The sequence below is a fragment of the Defluviimonas salinarum genome, from assembly GCF_026013545.1.
Taxonomy (GTDB): Bacteria; Pseudomonadota; Alphaproteobacteria; order Rhodobacterales; family Rhodobacteraceae; genus Albidovulum; species Albidovulum salinarum.
The window spans coordinates 20,253-37,804 of sequence record NZ_JAPDOG010000001.1; the positions used below are offsets into that span (position 1 = coordinate 20,253).

Genomic DNA, 17,552 nt, shown 5'->3' on the forward strand with positions numbered 1-17,552 from the left:
GGTCCTCGGCCTGGTCCGGGTGCGCGATGGGGGCGGCTTGGTCCTTGTAGGACCGCCCCGGCATGTTGTAAGGCGGATAGAAGGCTTGAGGCGACAAGGCAAGAGGGCGGTATGGCTTGGCTCGGTTCCGGGATGCGACGCGGCGTGTTCGTGCTGTCGGTCGTGACGCTATCGGCCTGTACGTCGATTTACCAAAATCACGGCTATGTGCCGCGCGAAGACGAGCTCGCGAAAGTCGTCGTCGGCGAATCGACGCGCGAGGCGGTGGCCGAAACCGTGGGGCGACCCACCTCGACCGGGCTTCTGACCGGTGCAGCCTGGTACTATGTCGGCAGCCGCTTCCGCCAGTACGGCGTCCGTGCGCCCGAGGAGATCGAGCGCGAGGTCGTGGCCATCAGCTTCGACGAGGCCGGGCTGGTCGAGAACGTCGAGCGTTTCGGGCTCGAGAACGGCCGCGCCGTGGTGATTTCGCGCCGCGTGACGGACAGCAACGTCAAGGGCCTGAGCTTCCTGCGCCAGCTGCTCGGCAACGTCGGCAATATCGACGCGAGCCAGGTTCTCGGCGAGAACTGAGCCGCCGCGACCTCATCTGGGCCGATGGCTCAGGGCGACGCCGTTGATGCAGTAGCGCAGGCCGGTCGGTTCCGGGCCGTCGGGAAAGACATGACCGAGATGGGCTTCGCAGGCCGCGCAATGGACCTCGGTCCGGCTCATGAACCAGCTCCGGTCCTCGGACTCGCCCACCGCGTCGGCGCTGATCGGCTTGTAGAAGCTGGGCCAGCCGGTTCCCGAGTCGAACTTCGCCTCGGCGTCGAACAGCGGACGGTCGCAGCAGACGCAGTGAAAATGCGCGGAACCCTTCGGGAAATCGTCATGGGTGAAAGCGCGTTCGGTTGCCTTCTTGCGGGTCACGCGATAGGCGAGATCCGAGAGAGCGGTCCGCCACTCCTCGTCGGGTTTGCGAATCTTTTCGACCATCGGCGCCTCCCTTTCCGTTATCTTTCCTTCGGGGTTCTCGGCTAAACCAGTAGCGATAGATGTAGGGCGCGCGGACCGCCGCGCCAAGCCGGAGACGGGGCGCATGCTGACATTGCACAGGGGCCGCTACAGGGCGCGGCTCGCGGAGACGCCGGAGGACGTCGCTCGGGCGCAGGAACTGCGCTGGCGGGCCTTCCGCGCTGCGCAGGCGGGCAGCGAGGAGGGTGGGCGCGATCGCGACCGTTTTGACTTCACTTGCCTGCACGTCCTTGTCGAGGAGGCCGCCACGGGCGTGCCGGTAGCGACCTGGCGCCTGCTGCCGTGCGCCGACAGTGGCCAGATCGAGCGGAGCTACACGGCCCAGTTCTACGACCTTGCTCCGCTATCTCGCTTCGCGGGACCTATGGTCGAAATGGGGCGGTTCTGTCTCGCGCCGGACCGTCGCGATCCGGATATCTTGCGCATCGCCTGGGGAGCGATGACAGCGTTTGTCGATCGGCACGGAGTCACGATGCTGTTCGGTTGCGCCTCCTTTCCCGGAACCGATGCCAACGCTTATCTCGACGCCTTGGCCTATCTAGGTGCGCGGCATCTCGCGCCTCGACGCTGGCGTCCCGGAACCAGGGCCGCAGAAGTGATTTCGATCGCGCCGGAGGCAGCGACGCCGGAACCCGACACACGGCGGGCGCTGCTGTCGATGCCTCCCTTGCTCCGAAGCTATCTGGCGATGGGAGGTCGGGTAAGCGATCACGCCGTCGCCGACCGCGATCTTGGTACACTGCATGTCTTCATCGGACTCGAGGTTGCGCGGGTTCCTGCGGCTCGCGTGCGCGCGCTCCGGCTGAATGCCGAGTAACGATTGTTCGCCAAAAAAATTGAATCTGCAGATCACGCGCATGCCGCCTTGATTGCAGATGACGATGAGCTGACCGCCACATTCCACGAGGGGAAAGCCGCGGCGGCGGACCTCGGCTTCGAACCGGCTCCGGCCGACTTCCCGGTCAATCCAGCGGACATCGCGCCGGACGACGCCTCCCTTGGCTACAGCCTGGGCGGCAACGATCGTGGCGTTCAGTCGTCGGGAGCTCTGGTTCGTGCAACGTCCATGCCCCGGACGATGCCGGGGCATGGTTGAGATTTGATTAAGCCGGATCCGGTTCAGCCGCGGGCGCGGCGGCCGCCACGGCGGCCCGACGCGGCCGAGGACTGCGCCGCCGAGGCTTCGGCGAAGCTCATGCCGCCTTCGACGGCCTCGAGAACCTTCGAGAAGCGGATCCACTCGCCGCCGTTGGCGTCGTGGTTCATCAGGAAGTTAGCGGCGCGGATCGCCTCCATCTCGACCTGGCGGACCGGGTTCATGATCGCCGAGGTCATGCCGGCGCCGATCGCCATCGGCAGGAAGGCGGCGTTGATGCCGTGCCGGTTGGGCAGGCCGAACGAGATGTTCGAGGCGCCGCAGGTGGTGTTCACGCCAAGTTCGTCGCGCAGGCGCTGGACCAGTGCGAAGACCTGGCGGCCGGCGGTCGCCATCGCGCCCACGGGCATCACCAGCGGGTCGACAACGATGTCATGCGCCGGGATGCCGTAATCGGCGGCGCGCTGTACGATCTTCTTGGCCACTTCGAAGCGGACGTTCGGGTCCTCCGAGATGCCGGTGTCGTCGTTCGAGATCGCCACGACCGGCACGTTGTACTTCTTCACGAGCGGCAGCACGAGCTCCAGTCGATCTTCTTCGCCCGTCACCGAGTTCAGGAGCGGACGGCCCTGTGCCGCCGCCAGACCGGCCTCGAGCGCGCCGGGAACCGACGAGTCGATGCAGAGCGGCACGTCAACGAGACCCTGGACGATCTCGATCATCTTCGTCATCAGCGGCGGTTCGGTCTCGTTCGGGTTGGGGTTCGAGTTGTAGACCACGCCCGCGTTCACATCGAGAACCATCGCGCCGCAGGCGACCTGCTCGAGCGCGTCCTTCTCGACGGTCGAGAAGTTGCCGGCCTCGAGCTCGGCCGCGAGCTTCTTGCGCCCGGTGGGGTTGATCCGCTCGCCGATCACGCAGAACGGCTCGTCAAAGCCGATGACGACGGTTTTCGTTTTCGATTCAATGACGGTGCGGGTCATGGTTCACCTTGTCTCTTTGTTATCCGTTCAGGCCTGCGCAGCCGGGACGGCGGATTTGCCGCCGTTCTCGATGGCCCAGGTGGCGTTGGTCTTGATACCGCCCAGCGGGAAGAAGTGCACGGATTCGATTCCGAACTCCGGGTTCGCGGCCTTGTGGGCGGCGAGCTCGGAGATGAACTCGTTCGGCTCGTAGGGCAGCAGGAGCTTGGTCACGTCCATCGCGCGCTTCTGCAGCACCTTGAGCGAGGGGCCGACGCCGCAGGCGATGGCGAACTTGATCATGGTCTGCAGCTTCGCGGGGCCCGCGACGCCGATGTGGACCGGAATGTCGATGCCTTCGGCCTGCAGGCGGTTGACCCATTTGATGACCGGCTTCGCCTCGAAGCAGAACTGGGTGGCCATCGCCAGCTTGGCGTCGGTGCGCTCCTTGAAGGCCTGCTTCCAGCGCAGCGCCTCCATCACGTTCTTGTCCGACCCGTCCGGGTCGATGTCCTTGTTGCCTTCCGGGTGGCCGGCGACATGGAGGCGGTCGAAGCCGTCGAAGAGGCCGGTTTCCATCAGCTGCATCGAGCAGTGGAAGTCGCCATGCGGCTTGGAGATGCCGCCGCCGAGGAGAAGCGCCTGCCTGACGTCGGCCTCGCCCTGGTAGCGGGCGATCCAGTCGGCGAGCGTCGCCTTGTCCTTGATGATCCGCGCCGGGAAGTGCGGCATCACCGGGAAGCCCTCGGCGGCGATGCGCTTGGCGGTCGCGACCATCTCCTCGATCGGCGTGCCGTCGATATGGGCGATGTAGACGCGCGTGCCGTTCGGCAGAAGGTCACGGAAATCCTCGACCTTCTCGGCGGTGCGCGGCATCACCTCGATCGAGTAGCCGTCGAGGAAAGCCTCCACGGCGGCATTGGCGCCCGAGGGCGCGGCGGTTTCCTTGCGGCGGAAATTCAGAAGTGCCATCGCTACCCTCCGGCGGTTAAACGGGCGTTATGCCCAGCCATTATTCTCGATGAGCGCCTTGATGCGCTCCTTGTCGTATTCGGCGTCGATCCGCGCCGCTTCGGCGGCGGCAACGGCCTCGTCCTCGCCCTCGATCGTGACCGGATCGGCCTTGCGCCATTCAGCGAGATAGGCGTCGGTTCCGGCGGCGCCGATCTTCATCGCGCAGCGGTCGATCGCCTGTTCGAAGCGTTCCGGCAGCGGCTTTTTCACGCCGCGACGGCCCTTGCCGACGATGACCTGGGCCGGGATGTCGCGCCAGTAGACGATAGTGACTTCAGCCATGACGAATCCTCTCGTTCGCGCACTCAATACCCTTCGGCAGACGCTGGCCGATGACGTTTTTCGACATTGTGCGGGGCCGGAGCGACCTGTGCCCGGAACGCGAGGTCGCCACGGGGCGGCGGTCACTGCGAAAGCGGCATGCAGACAGCGCGCGGCCGATGCGTCGACGGGCGGGGCGGGAGCGTCAGGGAACAAAATGTCGCAGGCGGGCGGGGGCGTCGCTTGTGCTGCGCTGCGGTGCCGTCTAGATTGAAACCAACAGCATATCGGAGGGCGCGATCATGGCGCCCAGGCGTCCCGGTGGTGCGGGCGCGTTCCCGAAATCGGTCGAGCCGCCCGGCACCCCAAGGCCAGACCCTGCGCAGCTCTATGCGGCGCTGGATCTGGGAACCAACAGCTGCCGCATGCTGATTGCCCAGCCGAAGGGCAGTCAGTTTCATGTGGTCGACAGTTTCTCGAAATCGGTCCAGCTCGGACAGGGGCTGGAAGCTTTCGGGCGTTTGTCGCGCGGGTCGATGGCGCGCACGGTGCAGGCCTTGCAGATCTGCCGCCGCAAGATCGAGCAGCACGAGGTCAAGCGCATGCGGCTCGTCGCGACAGAAGCCTGCCGGCGTGCGAAAAATGCGGCCGAGTTCCTGCGCATGGTACAGCACGAAACCGGCCTGCCGCTGGAGATCATCCAGCCCGAGGAGGAAGCGCGGCTCGCCGTGGTCTCCTGCGCGCCCCTGGTCTCGACCAAGACCGAGCAGCTTCTCGTCGTCGATATTGGCGGGGGTTCGACCGAGCTCGTCTGGATCGACCTGTCCGCCGTGCCGCGCCACGACCGGCCACGGGCGATCATGCGGCTCCATGCCGGTTTCCATCCGCCGGAAAGCCCGTTCCCGGCGGCGAAGGTCGTCGACTGGATCTCGGTGCCGCTCGGGGTCGCGACGCTCAAGGATCAGTTCCACGACGTCGAGGACGACGCCGCGCGCTTCGCGCTGATGAGCTGGTTCTTCGAGGAGAATCTCGCCGATTTCTCGCCCTACAACGCGTCGCAGCCGCGCGAGCGGTTCCAGATCATCGGCACCTCGGGAACGGTGACAACGGTGGCGGCGAGCCATCTCGGCCTGAAGCGCTACGACCGCAACAAGGTCGATGGGCTGCGGATGACCTCGGACCAGATCGACCGGGTGATCCGCGACTACCTGCACCTTGGGCCGGAGGGCCGTCGCAATGATCCGCGGATTGGTCGCGACCGGCATTCGCTGATCATGTCAGGCGCGGCGATCCTTCAGGCGCTGATGCGGATCTGGCCGACCGACCGGCTCTCGGTCGCCGATAGGGGGCTGCGCGAGGGGCTCCTTTATGCCCAGATGTCGGCCGACGGTGTCCTTGAGGACGGGCCGTTCTGAACCATCGGGCCGCCCGCGATTGCCTTGGCGGCGCGTCGTGAGTATTTGAGCCGGGAACAGATGAAGAGGGCCCGTTCGGGGGCGGCGGATATGGCGAAGACACCTTCGGGCAAGACATCGGGGCGCGGGCAACGCGACCTCAGGGTGCGGGTGAAGACCGCCAAAGGGCGGAAGCTGTCGTCGACGCTCTGGCTCGAGCGGCAGCTCAATGATCCCTACGTCCAGCGTGCCAAGAAGGAAGGCTATCGCGGCCGCGCGGCCTACAAGATCCTCGAGCTTGACGACAGGTTCCGCTTCCTCGTGCCCGGCGCGCGGGTCGTCGATCTCGGCTGCGCACCGGGCGGATGGTGCCAGATCGCGGTCGAGCGGGTGAACGCGCTCGGCCAGAAGTCGGGCAAGAAGGTGGGCACGGTGCTGGGCGTCGACCTGCAGGAGGTCGAGCCGATCGCCGGGGCCGAGATCCACCAACTCGACTTCCTGTCCGACGGGGCCGACGCGAAGGTCAAGGAATGGCTTGGCGGGCGCGCCGACGTCGTGATGTCGGACATGGCGGCCGCGGCCTCGGGCCACAAGGGGACAGATCACCTGCGCATCGTGGCGCTGTGCGAGGCGGCCGCCTATTTCGCCTTCGATGTGCTGGAGGAGGGCGGCACTTTCGTTGCCAAGGTGCTTGCCGGCGGCGCGGAGAATGAGCTGCAGGCGCTCTTGAAGCGGGCATTTGCCAAGGTCGCGAACGTCAAGCCACCGGCGAGCCGCGCGGACAGTTCCGAGAAGTTCGTCGTCGCGACCGGTTATCGCGGCCTTCCGGCTGAGTCCGATCAGGACGATTGAGCGCGGCTCAGGGGCTCGTGCTGACGCCGATTCCCTCGATCAGGACCGACACCGGCGCGCCGCAGTGAAAGACGTGGTAGGTCACCAGCGTTTCGGGGCTGCGCATGATGCCCGGACGGTCTGTCAGGTCGCGTGCCATCCGGAAGTCCGGCCGGAACTCGCCGGTGCCGGCATTGATCTTCTGGTGGGGTGAGACACGCAGGTCGGACCGCGGTCGTCCCGGCCCGAGAGCGCCCGCAGGTATCAATACCGGTAACGCGTCGGGATTGGCGCGCAGGAACTCCTCGTCGAGGTGAATTCGGTCGACCCACGCGACATGCGCAAGCGATCCCTGGACCGTGCGCAACGGATCGCGCCGCCGCAAGGCCTCGATTGGCAGGTCGCCGAAGTCCGTAGCGACGCGGGCGTTGCGGCAAAAGCCCGGCAGCGTCCACAGAATCGGCTCGCGAGGGGCGTGTCGGCCCGCCCCCCGCCTGACCGCGCCGGACTTGCCGGAGGCGCTATTGGTCTTTCCGTCGTTATCCATGGTTCACTCGGACCGTTCCTACTCACACTTCCTCCGCCGCTGTTGGCGGAACATGCCGGGGCGAAGCCGCCCGCCCCGGCATGCCGGCACCGAACCTACATGGCCCGGCTTTCGCCGGATCTACTCGTCACAGGGTACTCGGTTCACTCGTTACGCCGCCAGGTGATGCCAAGCCGTGGCGTAACTCAGTTAAAGCCCCCTGAATCGGGCCAGTCTGTGGCGCAATTGTCCCGGAAACACGGGCAAGGCCGGGCGTGGATCCGTGGAGGGTGCCGGCTTCGGGGCGGGGTTGTCTTCGCTGGCACGACAATCGCGCTCCGCACGTTTCGTTCGCCTCGGTCGGCGCCGGGTTCCATCGGAGATTGTTCACTCGCGCAAATGGGGGACTAGTCTATTTAGACAGGTGTAGAATGTGACATTTCTGACAAAATTCACCGTTCCCCCTCGGGAAACACTGAGTTGAGTAGTGTTTTTACGCTACGTCACCCGGTTTGTGCAAAGCGCATTGCGGTTTCCGACGGCTGCCGTCGCGGCGATTCTGGTCGGCCAATGACCGCTTCCGTGCCGACGTCGTCTCCTGATCTGGGCATCGCGTGCGCCTTGTTTGCTCGGCGATTCTGGAGGGTGTTTCGCATGAAGAACGCTCCACGCGCCGCGAATGGCAGCGGAACCGGGCTCCCTCCAGCGACGGGTCGGGGGCAATCCGGCAGTATCCGGTGCTTCGATACAGAAAATGCCGGCATCGCTGCCGGCAGACCCAAACTATCTCAATTCCGTTGCGAGGTATCGAGGGCCCCAAGAGCCTTCGAGCGGGGTGGCCGCGGTCTCAGCTGCCCCAGGTGCGGATCGGCCCGCAGTCCATGTGCACGAAATTGGACCGCGAATACCTGCCGACGCCGCCCGCCTCGCAGGCCGCTGCGGCGCGGTACATCTGCGACACCGAGCGCGACCGCAACCGCAGGTCCGCCGCCTGAGCCTTCATGTGCAAGGAATTGCGGGCGACCCCGCGCGAGGACGAACGCAACAGCGCATTGGTCTTCGCGGTCCGGTAGCCCGACAGCAGCATGTAGGGCTCGCTCACGTCGAGAAGCGCATGCGCGGCCGCAGCGATGTCGACGGTGCGCGGATCGATCTCCTTGGTCTCGTTCGAGCGCCAGTCACGCATGAAATAGGTGATCTCGTTGAGCGCCTCGGGAATGTACTCGCCCTCGATCCAGTAGACCGTGTCGATGCTTTCGCCGGTGCGACCAGAATACATGCGGATGCGGCGGACATCGCCGGCCCCGCGGAGAAAACCGAAAGCATTGGAGCAAGTCGGAGCAGCCACCACGGCAGTCGCCGCAAAGGCTGCAAGAATTCCACGCCGAGTGAAACCCGATACAGAGTGATCTGTCATGACAATCGCCTGTCCCGTAACGTGTCACCGCTTTTTCAGCGGCTTGTTGTCTCAAGTTATCCCCAAGTGCTGCAATCTTATGGCACAGGATGATTCCCGCGCCAACCGGACAAATCGACCGTAGCCGCGAAATGGCCCCGATCGGCGAAAACTTGCTGAGCGAGGAGATAGCGGGCGCCAAGCGAAGATCGCCATCCCGACGTTGCCGAAAAGCGACAGGTCGCGACGGACGCCATGCGTCCTGTCCGCAACGTGAATGGACTTGATGGTCGAAATCCCGGACATTCGGGGAACGACAATGGAACAGGACGCAGAGGTTTACATGACGGCGACGGCCTTTCGCCCGGGGATTTTCGGTCTTGTCCATTTCCTGTTCCTTTCACTTTTCGGGCTGCTCCTCGGCGTACCCGATCCGGCGATGGCGAATTCGCTCGCCTATCGCCAGGCCGTGGCGGAGGCTGCCGCGTCGGATCGTGCGCTGGCCGAGTTCTACCGCGAGCGGGACTATCTTCCGCTCTGGACGTCCGGTGCCGATTCCGGACGCAGGGCGGCACTCTTCGGCGCGCTCGACATGGCCGGGGAACACGGTCTGCCGGTCGGGCGCTACGAATCCGACGAGCTGCGCGCCGCATTTGCGGAGCTGCGCTCCGAACGGCAGCGCGGACGGCTCGAAGTCAGGGTGTCCGCCGCATTCCTGCGTTACGCGCGCGACGTGCAGACCGGTTTCGTCGATCCGGTCAGCGTCGACGCGGGAATCGTGCGCGAGGTGCCGCGGCGCGACCCGCTGCAGACATTGCGATCCTTCGCGGCCGCCGATCCGGCCGCTTTCATCAAGGGATTGCCGCCGCAGATGCGGCAATACGGCGAGCTGCGCCGCGCCCGCCTCGATCTCGAGGCGGTGATCGGCCGCGGTGGCTGGGGCGCGACTGTCGCGTCCGATAAGACTCTTCGACCCGGCGACAGCGGGCCATCGGTCGTCGCATTGCGCGACCGTCTGATCAGCATGGGCTATCTGGGGCGCACGGCGACGCAAACGTTCGACGACACCCTCCAGAAGGCGGTCCAGGGATTCCAGCTTGAACATGGACTCGCGCCGGACGGCGTCGCCGGTCCCGGCACGCTCGCCGAGGTCAATGTCGGCGCCGAGGCGCGGCTGCACGCGGTCCTCGTCGCGATGGAGCGGCTGCGCTGGATGAACGGCATCGAGCTCGGCAAGCGCCACATCTGGGTGAACCTGCCGGATTTCACCGCGAAGATCGTCGATGACGGCAAGGTGACCTTCGAATCCGTGACCGTCGTTGGCATGAACGAGGATGGCCGTCGCAGCCCGGAGTTTTCCGACCAGATGGAATTCATGGTCGTCAACCCGACGTGGAACGTGCCGCGCTCGATCACGGTCAAGGAATACCTGCCGATGCTGCAAAAGAACCCACGCTCGGTGGGGCATCTCAGGATCACCGACCGGCACGGACGGGTCGTGAACCGCGACGCGACCGACTTCAGCCAGTTCACCGCGAGCAACTTCCCGTTCCGGATGTCGCAGCCGCCGGCGGACGACAATGCGCTTGGCTTGGTGAAGTTCATGTTCCCCAATCCCTGGAACATCTACCTGCATGACACGCCCTCGAAGTCGCTGTTCCAGAAGGAGGCGCGGGCCTTCAGCCACGGCTGCATCCGGCTCGGCAAGCCCTTCGACTTCGCCTATGCGCTGCTCGCGCGGCAGACCGACGATCCCGTAGGCCTGTTCGAGCGGCATCTGAAGACCCGCTCCGAGACGACGATCCACCTGCAGAAGCCGGTGCCGGTGCATCTTGTCTACTTCACCGCCTGGCCCTCGGCGCGCGGCGAGATCGAGTACCGGCGCGACGTCTATGGCCGCGATGCGCGGGTTTTCGACGCGATGCAGGCGGCCGGGCTGGTCTTGCGCGAGGTTCGGGGATAAGCCTGCCACGGGGCCGGATCGGCGCCGAAGACGGGAAGTTCCGAGATGCCAAGATCCTTTTCGATTGCCGAGATTGCCGAAGCCCTGGGGGCACGGACCGAAGGTGACGTGACGGTGCGGATCACTGGCGCCGCCGAGCCGGGCATGGCTGGCCCCGAGGATCTCGCGCTCGCGATGGATCCGAAATATGCCGCTGGTCTCGCCGGGGGCAGGGCGCGTGCGGCCATGCTCTGGGAGGGGGCCGACCGCGCCGCGCTCGGCCTCGATGCGGCAATCTTCGTGGCGCGGCCCCGGCTCGCGATGGCGGGCGTGACCCGCGTCCTTGACCCCGGACCGGCGATCGCGCCGGGGATCCACCCGACGGCGGTCGTGGACCCGACGGCCGAGATCGGCGCGGGCGCGGCGGTCGGTGCCTTCGCGGTGATCGGCGCCGGAGTGCGGATCGGCGCCGGGGCACGGATCGCAGATCATGTCACGATCGGCCCCCGGACCGCCATCGGCGCAGATGCGCTGATCCATTCCGGGGTCCGGATCGGCGCCGGGGTGACGATCGGCGATCGCTTCATCTGCCAGCCGAACACCGTGATCGGGGCCGACGGCTTTTCTTTCGTGACGCCCGAGAAATCCGGGGTCGAGGAGATCCGGGAATCGCTCGGCGAACGCGCGGCAATCCGTGCGCAGCGCTGGACCCGAATCCATTCGCTCGGCGGCGTGGTGATCGGCGATGACGTCGAGTTCGGGGCCAACGTCACCGTCGACGCCGGCACGATCCGCCCGACGCGGGTCGGTTCGGGCACCAAGATCGACAATCTCTGTATGGTCGCCCACAACGTCACAATCGGCCGCGACTGCCTCTTCGCCTCGCAGACCGGTGTCGCCGGGTCGACGCGGGTCGGCGACCGCGTCGTGCTCGGTGGACAATGCGGCGTCTCCGACAACATCTTCATCGGTGATGACGTGATCGCAGGCGGCGGCACCAAGATCTACACCAACGCACCGGCCGGCCGCGTGCTCCTCGGCGCGCCCGCGCTGAAGATGGAGACCCATGTCGAGGCGTGGAAGAACATTCGCCGGCTCGGGCGTCTTTTCGCCCAGGTCGCCGAGCTTCGTGATGCTGTTACACGGATCGGCGATGGAGCGGCAAAAGGGGGATCCGATGCTGACAACAGAACTGACGATTAGGGTCCGGGTGATCGCGATCATCGCCGAACAGGCGGTGCTCGACATCTCCGAGGTCCGTCCCGAGATGAGCCTCGAGGAGCTTGGCATCGACAGCCTCGGGCTGGTCGAGTCGATTTTCGCGATCGAGGAGGCGTTCGACATCTCGGTGCCGTTCAACGCCAACGAGCCCGACAAGAACGAGTTCGACATCTCCTCGGTCGCCGCGATCATCGGTGCCGTCGAAGGCCTGGTGGCGCGATCGAAATGAGGCGCGTGGCGATCACGGGCGCGGGCACGATCAACGCGCTCGGCCACGACGTGGCCTCGACCTGGGAGGCGATGCGCGAGGGGCGCTGCGGCATCGGGCCGCTCGACTTCCGCGATGTCGAAAGGCTGTCGATCCGCATCGGCGGCCAGGTCCGCGGCTGGGAGGCCGAGGCACAGTTCAACCGTCAGGAAATCGCGCTCTACGATCGCTTCACGCAGTTCACCATGCTCGCCGCGCGGCAGGCCGTGACGCAGTCGGGCCTCGATTTTCGCGGCAAGCTGGGCCTCGACTGCGGCGTCGTGCTCGGCACCGCCGGGGGCGGGGTCAACACCTGGGACGAGAACTACCGGACCGTCTATGAGGAGGGCAAGAACCGCGTCCATCCCTTCGTCGTGCCGAAGCTGATGAACAATGCCGCGGCCTCGCATGTCAGCATGGAATGGAGCCTGCGCGGACCGTCGTTCACGGTGGCGACCGCCTGCGCCTCGTCGAACCACGCGATGGGGCTCGCGTTCCAGATGGTGCGCTCGGGGGTGGCGCGGGCGATGATCACCGGCGGGTCCGAGGCGATGCTCTGCTTCGGCGGCATCAAGGCCTGGGAGGGGCTCCGAGTGATGTCGAAGGACGCCTGCCGGCCGTTCAGCGCCAACCGCAACGGCATGGTGCAGGGCGAGGGGGCCGGGATCTTCGTCTTCGAGGACTGGGACCACGCGGCCGCCCGCGGCGCCGACATTCTCGCCGAGGTCGCGGGATTCTCGATGACGTCGGATGCTGCCGACATCGTGATGCCGAGCCAGGCCGGCGCGGAACGCGCGATCTCCGGGGCGCTCAGGGACGCAAGGCTCCAGCCAAGCGATGTCGGCTATGTCAACGCGCACGGGACCGGAACCGCGGCCAACGACAAGACCGAGTGCGCCGCCGTGGCCCATGCCTTCGGCCATCATGCCGACCGGCTGATGATCTCGTCGACGAAGTCGATGCACGGCCACCTGATCGGCGGCACCGGCGCGGTCGAGCTTCTGGCCTGCATCATGGCGCTGCGCGAGGGCGTGATCGCGCCGACGATCGGCTATCAGGAACCCGATCCGGAATGCGCGCTCGACGTGGTGCCGAATGTCGCGCGCGAGGCGAAGGTCACAGCGGTCCTGTCGAACGCCTTCGCCTTCGGCGGGCTGAACGCGGTGATCGCGCTCAAGCGCGCTTGAGCGACCTTCTCCGGCATCGGAAAGCGAAACGCCGCCCCGAGGGGCGACGTCCGGTGAGAGTGGTGAGGGCTGGTCCGGTTACTGCGGCGCGTTGGCCTTCGTGACGGCCTCGAAGCCGGCGGTGAAGCCGCTGAGCGAAAGCTCGATGTCGACGGTGCGCGACGGGTCGGCCACCGGAACCACCGAGAGCACCGCAATCTTGCCCTTGCGGAAGGCGTCAAGGTCTTCCTTCGTGAAGCCGACCCGCGCGATGCAGCCGACCTCGGTGCAGAAGGTGAACGGATAGCGCTTGGCCTGGCCGCCATCGATCGAGATGTTTAGTTGCTGGGTCAGGAGAGTCTCGAGCGGCATGATCACGGTCGCGCCGGCCGCGGCCTCGGAGCCCTCGGGCAGGGCGAGCATGCTGATCTCGGCGATCGGCTTGTCGGTGCCCTTGTCCTTCAGGAGCTGGTAGAGCTGGCAGGGATCGGCGCCCTCCTTGGCATGCAGGCAGCGCAGTTCCCAGGAATCGAATTTCTCGGCAACATAGGGCTCGCCGGCGCCTTCGGCGGCAGCTGCCGGAGCCGCGTCGGCCGCCGGGGCCTCGGTCTGGGCAGCCTCGTCGGCGGGTGCCTCCGGTGCCGCTGCTTCCTGCGCCCAGAGCGGCGTGGCCGCGAGAGCAAGCGCCAGCGTCAGGTATTTGGTGATTGAGGACATTTGTGCTTCCGTTGATCGGGGGGAATGGTTGCGCTGCGTTTAGCATGCGCGCTCTTCTGTGTCAGCGGCGAAAAGCTGCGCCGTCGGTGATAGCGGCTTTTCGCTTAAGCATTTTCGGTCGCTGCGGCGCGTCGCGGCAGGATTTGAGAGCAGCAGCAAAAAAGGGCCCCGAAAGGGCCCTTTTTCAATCTTTCGCTCCCTGTCGGACAGGCCGACTTAGTCATTGGCCCGAACGCTATTCAGTTCGCCCCGTTGCGTCAACAAGAAAATACACATGATCCACAAATCTGATTTTGTTGGAAAAAAGAGCCGCGCCCTGCGGCGCGGCCAGTCCAACCGGGAGGAGGGAACACACGGGCGCCAAGGATGCGTGCCCGGACGCGATCACTCTGGCATGGCGGGGGCAAGGCTGTATTGTTCAGGGAAGCGGGACCGGTGAGACGGAGGGGCGACGTGCTGACAGAAGCGGGGATATTCGTTGGTGGCGGCGGCGAAGGGTACGGGGCTCCGCAGGAGCTTCTCCTGAAATACGGCAACCGCCACGGGCTCGTCGCCGGCGCGACAGGGACCGGCAAGACCGTCACGCTGCAGATCCTTGCTGAGGGGTTTTCGGCCGCAGGCGTCCCGGTCTTCCTCGCCGACGTCAAGAGTGACCTTGCCGGGCTCGCCGTCGCGGGTTCCGCCGAGGCGAAGCTACACGACGCCTTCATGAAGCGCTGCGCGACGATCGGCTACGAGTTGACCTACCAGGCCTTCCCTGTGGCGTTCTGGGATCTCTTCGGCGAGCAGGGCCACCCGATCCGCACCACGGTGACGGAGATGGGGCCGCTCCTCCTGTCGCGGCTGATGGATCTCAGCGAGGCGCAGGAGGGGGTCCTGAACATCGCCTTCCGGCTCGCAGACGAGGAGGGGCTGCCGCTTCTGGATCTCAAGGACCTGCAGGCGATGCTGGTCTGGATCGGCCAGAACGCGGCCGAGATCGGCCTGCGCTACGGCAACGTCGCCAGCGCGACGGTGGGCGCGATCCAGCGACAGCTGCTGGTGCTGGAGAACCAGGGCGGCACGCGGCTTTTCGGCGAGCCAGCGCTCGATCTTGCCGACATGATGCGCCTGGCCCCGGACGGCCGCGGCCAGGTCAACATCCTCGCCGCCGACAAGCTGATGGCCTCGCCACGGCTCTACGCGACCTTCCTCCTCTGGCTCCTGTCGGAGCTTTTCGAGGAGCTGCCCGAGGTCGGCGACCCGGACAAGCCGAAATTCGTCTTCTTCTTCGACGAGGCGCATCTGCTCTTCGACGACGCGCCGAAGGCGCTCGTGGACAAGGTGGAGCAGGTGGCGCGGCTGATCCGCTCGAAGGGGGTGGGGGTGTTCTTCATCACCCAGAACCCCGCCGACGTGCCCGACGACATTCTCGGCCAGCTCGGCAACCGGGTGCAGCACGCGCTCCGCGCCTTCACCGCGAAGGACCAGAAGGACCTCGCCCGCGCGGCGCAGAACTACCGGCCGAACCCCGCCTTCGACACCGAGACCGCGATCAAGGAGGTCGGGACCGGCGAGGCGGTTACCTCGTTTCTGCAAAACAAGGGCGTGCCCGGCATCGTCGAACGCACGCTTGTGCGACCGCCGGCGAGCCAGCTTGGCCCGATCACGCCCGAAGAGCGCCGCGCCGTGATCGCGGCGACGGGACTCGGTTACAAGTACGACCAGACCATCGACCGCGACTCGGCCTTCGAGCGGCTCCAGGCCCGCGCCGAGGCCGCGGCGCAGGCCGCTGCGGAAGCCGAGGCCGCGGAGGAAAGGCTCGCCGCCGACGAACGTGCCCGGAAGGAGTCGCGCCGCTACGAGGGACGCAGCCGGCGCGGCTCGTCGCGCTCGGACAGCATCGCCACGGCCTTCGGCAAGAGCCTCGCGCGGCAGCTTGGTACGAAGACCGGCCAGGCGATCGTGCGCGGCATCCTCGGCTCGCTCTTCAAGTCGCGCTAGACAGCCGGTCGCGCTCGGCAGGCTGCACGATTCGCCGGATCCTGTAGTATTATCAATGCCGACGGCGCGCGATTCCCACGATTTCCGCGTATTCGACGCATGCGCAGGAGGATTAAGAAGAATGAAAAAACCGACGAAATCGGACGAAGATCGGGGGCCGAAGGAGACGAAGAAAGAGCGGCCGGACGCCAAGGTGCCGGAATGGGCGGAGGATATGGAGCACACGCTTCGCCGCCTCGTCAGGGAGAGGGAGAAGGAGCGGTCGAAGAATCCCGGTCTCTATCGCTGACGTAGACCACGTACCTGCGACCACCCGGCCGCGCGAGGCGCTCAGAGCGGCCGGATCTTCAACCGGGTGATGCGGTTCTCCTTGCGGCTCAGGACCTCGAAACGGAAGCCGTGGAACGAGAAGACCTGGCCCTCCGCCGGGATCATCTGCGCCTCATGGATGACGAGGCCGGCGATGGTGTTGGCCTCGTCGTCGGGCAGCGACCAGTCGGTCGCGCGGTTGAGGTCGCGGATCGTCATCGCGCCGTCGACGACGCAGTCGCCCGCCTCGGTGCGCTTCAGGGGATGCTCGGAGTCGATGTCGAACTCGTCGGTGATCTCGCCGACGATCTCCTCGATGATGTCCTCAAGCGTGAGAAGGCCGCGCAGGTCGCCATATTCGTCCACCACCAGCGCGAAATGGGTGCGCCGCTTGAGGAACTCGCGCATCTGCTCGTCGAGCGGCGTGGTCTCGGGCACGAAATAGGGCGCCTTCGCGACGCTCATCACGTCGAGGTCGCGGATCGAGGCGAGATTGCCGTCCTCGCCGCGCACGACCTTCTCGACCGCGCGCAAAAGGTCCTTGGCATGGATCACGCCGATGATGTTCTCGCGCTCGCCGCGATAGATCGGCAGGCGGGTGTGCGGCGAGGCGAGCACCGTCGAGAGGATTCGGTCCGGCCCGGCATCGGCGTCGATCATCTCGATCTGGCTGCGGTGGCGCATGATCTCCTCGACCGTGCGCTCGTTGAGGTCGAGCGCGCCGAGGAGACGGTCGCGGTCCTCCTTCAGCACCGCCCCCTCGGAATGGCCGAGCGCCAGCGCGCCGACGATCTCGTCGCGGAACGACAGAATGTGGCTGTCGGGGTCGGTACGGACGCCGAAGAGGAACAGCAGGCCGCGAACGATCAGCCGGACCAATGTCACGATGGGCGACAGCACGAGGATCAGGAGCCGGATCGGCCGCGCCACGCGCGAGGCGGCACTTTCGGGCGCGGTGATCGCATAGGTCTTGGGCAGGACCTCGGCGAAGATCAGCACCAGCGTCGTCATCACCAGCGTTGCCACCGCGACGCCGTTCGCGCCGAAGAGGCGCGAGAAGAGCGCGGTTGCGAGTGCGGCCGACAGGATGTTGGCGACGTTGTTGCCCAGAAGGATCGCGCCGATCAGCTTCTCGCCGTCTTCGGTGACCCGGAGTGCCGCCTGCGCGCCGGGGTTGCCCTTGTCGGCCTGCGCCCGGAGCTTGCCGCGCGAGGACGCCGTCAGCGCCGTCTCGGAGCCCGAGAAGAAGGCCGAGAGCAGCAAAAGCCCCAGGATCGCCGCGGCCGTCAGCCAGAAGGCGGTGTCATAGACCGTGCTCGTCTCCATCGGATCCTTCCTTTCAGTCTCGGATGTTTATGGGGAGTCTCCGGCCCGCCTTCAAGCGCCGCCGGCGGTCACTCCGTGTCGCGGGCGAGGGGATGGTGCTCCAGCACCAGTTCCCTGAGCCGCGCGTCGAGCACATGGGTGTAG

The 17,552-nt window shown here is 66.1% G+C and carries 19 protein-coding genes; 11 read left to right on the forward strand and 8 right to left on the reverse strand.

The genetic code is table 11. The annotated features are described in order from the left end of the window. Positions 1-111: 111 nt before the first annotated feature. Positions 112-573 carry an outer membrane protein assembly factor BamE gene (locus OM960_RS00115; protein WP_264770679.1) on the forward strand — a complete coding sequence of 154 codons (462 nt, stop codon included), beginning with the start codon at positions 112-114 and terminating at the stop codon, positions 571-573. Positions 574-585: 12 nt separating this feature from the next. On the opposite strand, the gene msrB is transcribed toward OM960_RS00115, so the two are convergent. Continuing rightward, complete coding sequence (gene msrB / locus OM960_RS00120) at positions 586-978, reverse strand: peptide-methionine (R)-S-oxide reductase MsrB (RefSeq protein WP_263331981.1); 393 nt, start codon at positions 976-978, stop codon at positions 586-588. Positions 979-1,081: 103 nt separating this feature from the next. On the opposite strand from msrB, the gene OM960_RS00125 reads away from it, so the two are divergent. Continuing rightward, positions 1,082-1,834 carry a GNAT family N-acetyltransferase gene (locus OM960_RS00125; RefSeq protein ID WP_264770680.1) on the forward strand — a complete coding sequence of 251 codons (753 nt, stop codon included), beginning with the start codon at positions 1,082-1,084 and terminating at the stop codon, positions 1,832-1,834. Between the two features lie 3 nt (positions 1,835-1,837). Continuing rightward, on the forward strand, positions 1,838-2,113 hold the full coding sequence (locus tag OM960_RS00130) for a hypothetical protein (protein WP_264770681.1): 276 nt from the start codon (positions 1,838-1,840) through the stop codon (positions 2,111-2,113). A gap of 23 nt (positions 2,114-2,136) precedes the next feature. On the opposite strand, the gene OM960_RS00135 is transcribed toward OM960_RS00130, so the two are convergent. The 3 genes from OM960_RS00135 to OM960_RS00145 are packed head-to-tail and all read right to left on the reverse strand — an operon-like array spanning position 2,137 to position 4,371. Next, positions 2,137-3,096 (reverse strand): methyltetrahydrofolate cobalamin methyltransferase, encoded by a 960-nt coding sequence (locus OM960_RS00135; RefSeq protein ID WP_263331985.1) that lies wholly within the window; start codon positions 3,094-3,096, stop codon positions 2,137-2,139. Between the two features lie 27 nt (positions 3,097-3,123). Beyond that, entirely contained in the window at positions 3,124-4,047 is a 924-nt protein-coding gene (locus OM960_RS00140; RefSeq protein WP_263331987.1) for a methylenetetrahydrofolate reductase, read from the reverse strand. Positions 4,048-4,074: 27 nt separating this feature from the next. Continuing rightward, positions 4,075-4,371: a virulence factor gene (locus OM960_RS00145; RefSeq protein ID WP_263331988.1), complete on the reverse strand. Its 297-nt coding sequence runs from the start codon at positions 4,369-4,371 to the stop codon at positions 4,075-4,077. 281 nt (positions 4,372-4,652) lie between these two features. On the opposite strand from OM960_RS00145, the gene OM960_RS00150 reads away from it, so the two are divergent. Together OM960_RS00150 and OM960_RS00155 are read left to right on the forward strand one after the other, a co-directional pair. Beyond that, positions 4,653-5,765, forward strand: a complete 1,113-nt coding sequence (locus OM960_RS00150; protein ID WP_263331990.1) for a Ppx/GppA phosphatase family protein — start codon at positions 4,653-4,655, stop codon at positions 5,763-5,765. 90 nt (positions 5,766-5,855) lie between these two features. Then, positions 5,856-6,596, forward strand: a complete 741-nt coding sequence (locus OM960_RS00155) for an RlmE family RNA methyltransferase (RefSeq protein WP_263331992.1) — start codon at positions 5,856-5,858, stop codon at positions 6,594-6,596. 7 nt (positions 6,597-6,603) lie between these two features. Here OM960_RS00155 and OM960_RS00160 read toward each other — a convergent pair whose 3' ends face one another. Together OM960_RS00160 and mepK are read right to left on the reverse strand one after the other, a co-directional pair. Next, entirely contained in the window at positions 6,604-7,122 is a 519-nt protein-coding gene (locus tag OM960_RS00160) for a Hint domain-containing protein (RefSeq protein WP_264770682.1), read from the reverse strand. 826 nt (positions 7,123-7,948) lie between these two features. Beyond that, a complete protein-coding gene (gene mepK / locus OM960_RS00165; RefSeq protein ID WP_263331996.1) occupies positions 7,949-8,518 on the reverse strand; it encodes a peptidoglycan L,D-endopeptidase MepK in 570 nt (189 codons plus the stop codon). A 298-nt stretch (positions 8,519-8,816) separates the two neighbouring features. Here mepK and OM960_RS00170 point away from each other — a divergent pair, with 298 nt between their 5' ends. From OM960_RS00170 to OM960_RS00185, 4 genes are read left to right on the forward strand one after another with little or no spacing between them, the layout of a single operon-like run. Further along, positions 8,817-10,460 carry a L,D-transpeptidase family protein gene (locus tag OM960_RS00170; protein ID WP_264770683.1) on the forward strand — a complete coding sequence of 548 codons (1,644 nt, stop codon included), beginning with the start codon at positions 8,817-8,819 and terminating at the stop codon, positions 10,458-10,460. A 45-nt stretch (positions 10,461-10,505) separates the two neighbouring features. Continuing rightward, positions 10,506-11,642, forward strand: a complete 1,137-nt coding sequence (locus OM960_RS00175; protein WP_263332000.1) for a UDP-3-O-(3-hydroxymyristoyl)glucosamine N-acyltransferase — start codon at positions 10,506-10,508, stop codon at positions 11,640-11,642. After that, entirely contained in the window at positions 11,617-11,889 is a 273-nt protein-coding gene (locus OM960_RS00180) for an acyl carrier protein (RefSeq protein ID WP_264770684.1), read from the forward strand. Before OM960_RS00175 ends, OM960_RS00180 begins: the two co-directional genes overlap by 26 nt. Then, a complete protein-coding gene (locus tag OM960_RS00185; protein ID WP_263332004.1) occupies positions 11,886-13,094 on the forward strand; it encodes a beta-ketoacyl-[acyl-carrier-protein] synthase family protein in 1,209 nt (402 codons plus the stop codon). Before OM960_RS00180 ends, OM960_RS00185 begins: the two co-directional genes overlap by 4 nt. Positions 13,095-13,172: 78 nt before the next feature. On the opposite strand, the gene OM960_RS00190 is transcribed toward OM960_RS00185, so the two are convergent. Beyond that, positions 13,173-13,790, reverse strand: coding sequence for an invasion associated locus B family protein (locus OM960_RS00190; protein WP_263332006.1), 618 nt, complete (start codon positions 13,788-13,790; stop codon positions 13,173-13,175). A 453-nt stretch (positions 13,791-14,243) separates the two neighbouring features. Here OM960_RS00190 and OM960_RS00195 point away from each other — a divergent pair, with 453 nt between their 5' ends. Both OM960_RS00195 and OM960_RS00200 read left to right on the forward strand, forming a co-directional pair. Beyond that, the gene (locus OM960_RS00195) at positions 14,244-15,773 is read left to right on the forward strand and encodes a helicase HerA-like domain-containing protein (RefSeq protein ID WP_432759502.1); all 1,530 of its coding nucleotides are present in this window, start codon (positions 14,244-14,246) and stop codon (positions 15,771-15,773) included. A gap of 121 nt (positions 15,774-15,894) precedes the next feature. Next, positions 15,895-16,062 carry a hypothetical protein gene (locus OM960_RS00200; RefSeq protein WP_263332008.1) on the forward strand — a complete coding sequence of 56 codons (168 nt, stop codon included), beginning with the start codon at positions 15,895-15,897 and terminating at the stop codon, positions 16,060-16,062. A 41-nt stretch (positions 16,063-16,103) separates the two neighbouring features. Here the strand turns inward: OM960_RS00200 and OM960_RS00205 are convergent, their stop codons facing one another. Then, positions 16,104-17,408: an HlyC/CorC family transporter gene (locus OM960_RS00205; RefSeq protein WP_263332010.1), complete on the reverse strand. Its 1,305-nt coding sequence runs from the start codon at positions 17,406-17,408 to the stop codon at positions 16,104-16,106. Positions 17,409-17,552: the final 144 nt, after the last annotated feature.

Excerpts from the sequence above, each read along its gene's own strand:
- OM960_RS00115 (WP_264770679.1), top strand. The coding sequence starts at position 112 with ATGGCTTGGCTCGGTTCCGGGATGCGACGCGGCGTGTTCGTGCTGTCG.
- msrB (WP_263331981.1), bottom strand. The coding sequence starts at position 978 with ATGGTCGAAAAGATTCGCAAACCCGACGAGGAGTGGCGGACCGCTCTC.
- OM960_RS00125 (WP_264770680.1), top strand. The coding sequence starts at position 1,082 with ATGCTGACATTGCACAGGGGCCGCTACAGGGCGCGGCTCGCGGAGACG.
- OM960_RS00135 (WP_263331985.1), bottom strand. The coding sequence starts at position 3,096 with ATGACCCGCACCGTCATTGAATCGAAAACGAAAACCGTCGTCATCGGC.
- OM960_RS00140 (WP_263331987.1), bottom strand. The coding sequence starts at position 4,047 with ATGGCACTTCTGAATTTCCGCCGCAAGGAAACCGCCGCGCCCTCGGGC.
- OM960_RS00145 (WP_263331988.1), bottom strand. The coding sequence starts at position 4,371 with ATGGCTGAAGTCACTATCGTCTACTGGCGCGACATCCCGGCCCAGGTC.
- OM960_RS00150 (WP_263331990.1), top strand. The coding sequence starts at position 4,653 with ATGGCGCCCAGGCGTCCCGGTGGTGCGGGCGCGTTCCCGAAATCGGTC.
- OM960_RS00155 (WP_263331992.1), top strand. The coding sequence starts at position 5,856 with ATGGCGAAGACACCTTCGGGCAAGACATCGGGGCGCGGGCAACGCGAC.
- OM960_RS00160 (WP_264770682.1), bottom strand. The coding sequence starts at position 7,122 with ATGGATAACGACGGAAAGACCAATAGCGCCTCCGGCAAGTCCGGCGCG.
- mepK (WP_263331996.1), bottom strand. The coding sequence starts at position 8,518 with ATGACAGATCACTCTGTATCGGGTTTCACTCGGCGTGGAATTCTTGCA.
- OM960_RS00170 (WP_264770683.1), top strand. The coding sequence starts at position 8,817 with ATGGAACAGGACGCAGAGGTTTACATGACGGCGACGGCCTTTCGCCCG.
- OM960_RS00175 (WP_263332000.1), top strand. The coding sequence starts at position 10,506 with ATGCCAAGATCCTTTTCGATTGCCGAGATTGCCGAAGCCCTGGGGGCA.
- OM960_RS00180 (WP_264770684.1), top strand. The coding sequence starts at position 11,617 with ATGCTGACAACAGAACTGACGATTAGGGTCCGGGTGATCGCGATCATC.
- OM960_RS00185 (WP_263332004.1), top strand. The coding sequence starts at position 11,886 with ATGAGGCGCGTGGCGATCACGGGCGCGGGCACGATCAACGCGCTCGGC.
- OM960_RS00190 (WP_263332006.1), bottom strand. The coding sequence starts at position 13,790 with ATGTCCTCAATCACCAAATACCTGACGCTGGCGCTTGCTCTCGCGGCC.
- OM960_RS00200 (WP_263332008.1), top strand. The coding sequence starts at position 15,895 with ATGAAAAAACCGACGAAATCGGACGAAGATCGGGGGCCGAAGGAGACG.
- OM960_RS00205 (WP_263332010.1), bottom strand. The coding sequence starts at position 17,408 with ATGGAGACGAGCACGGTCTATGACACCGCCTTCTGGCTGACGGCCGCG.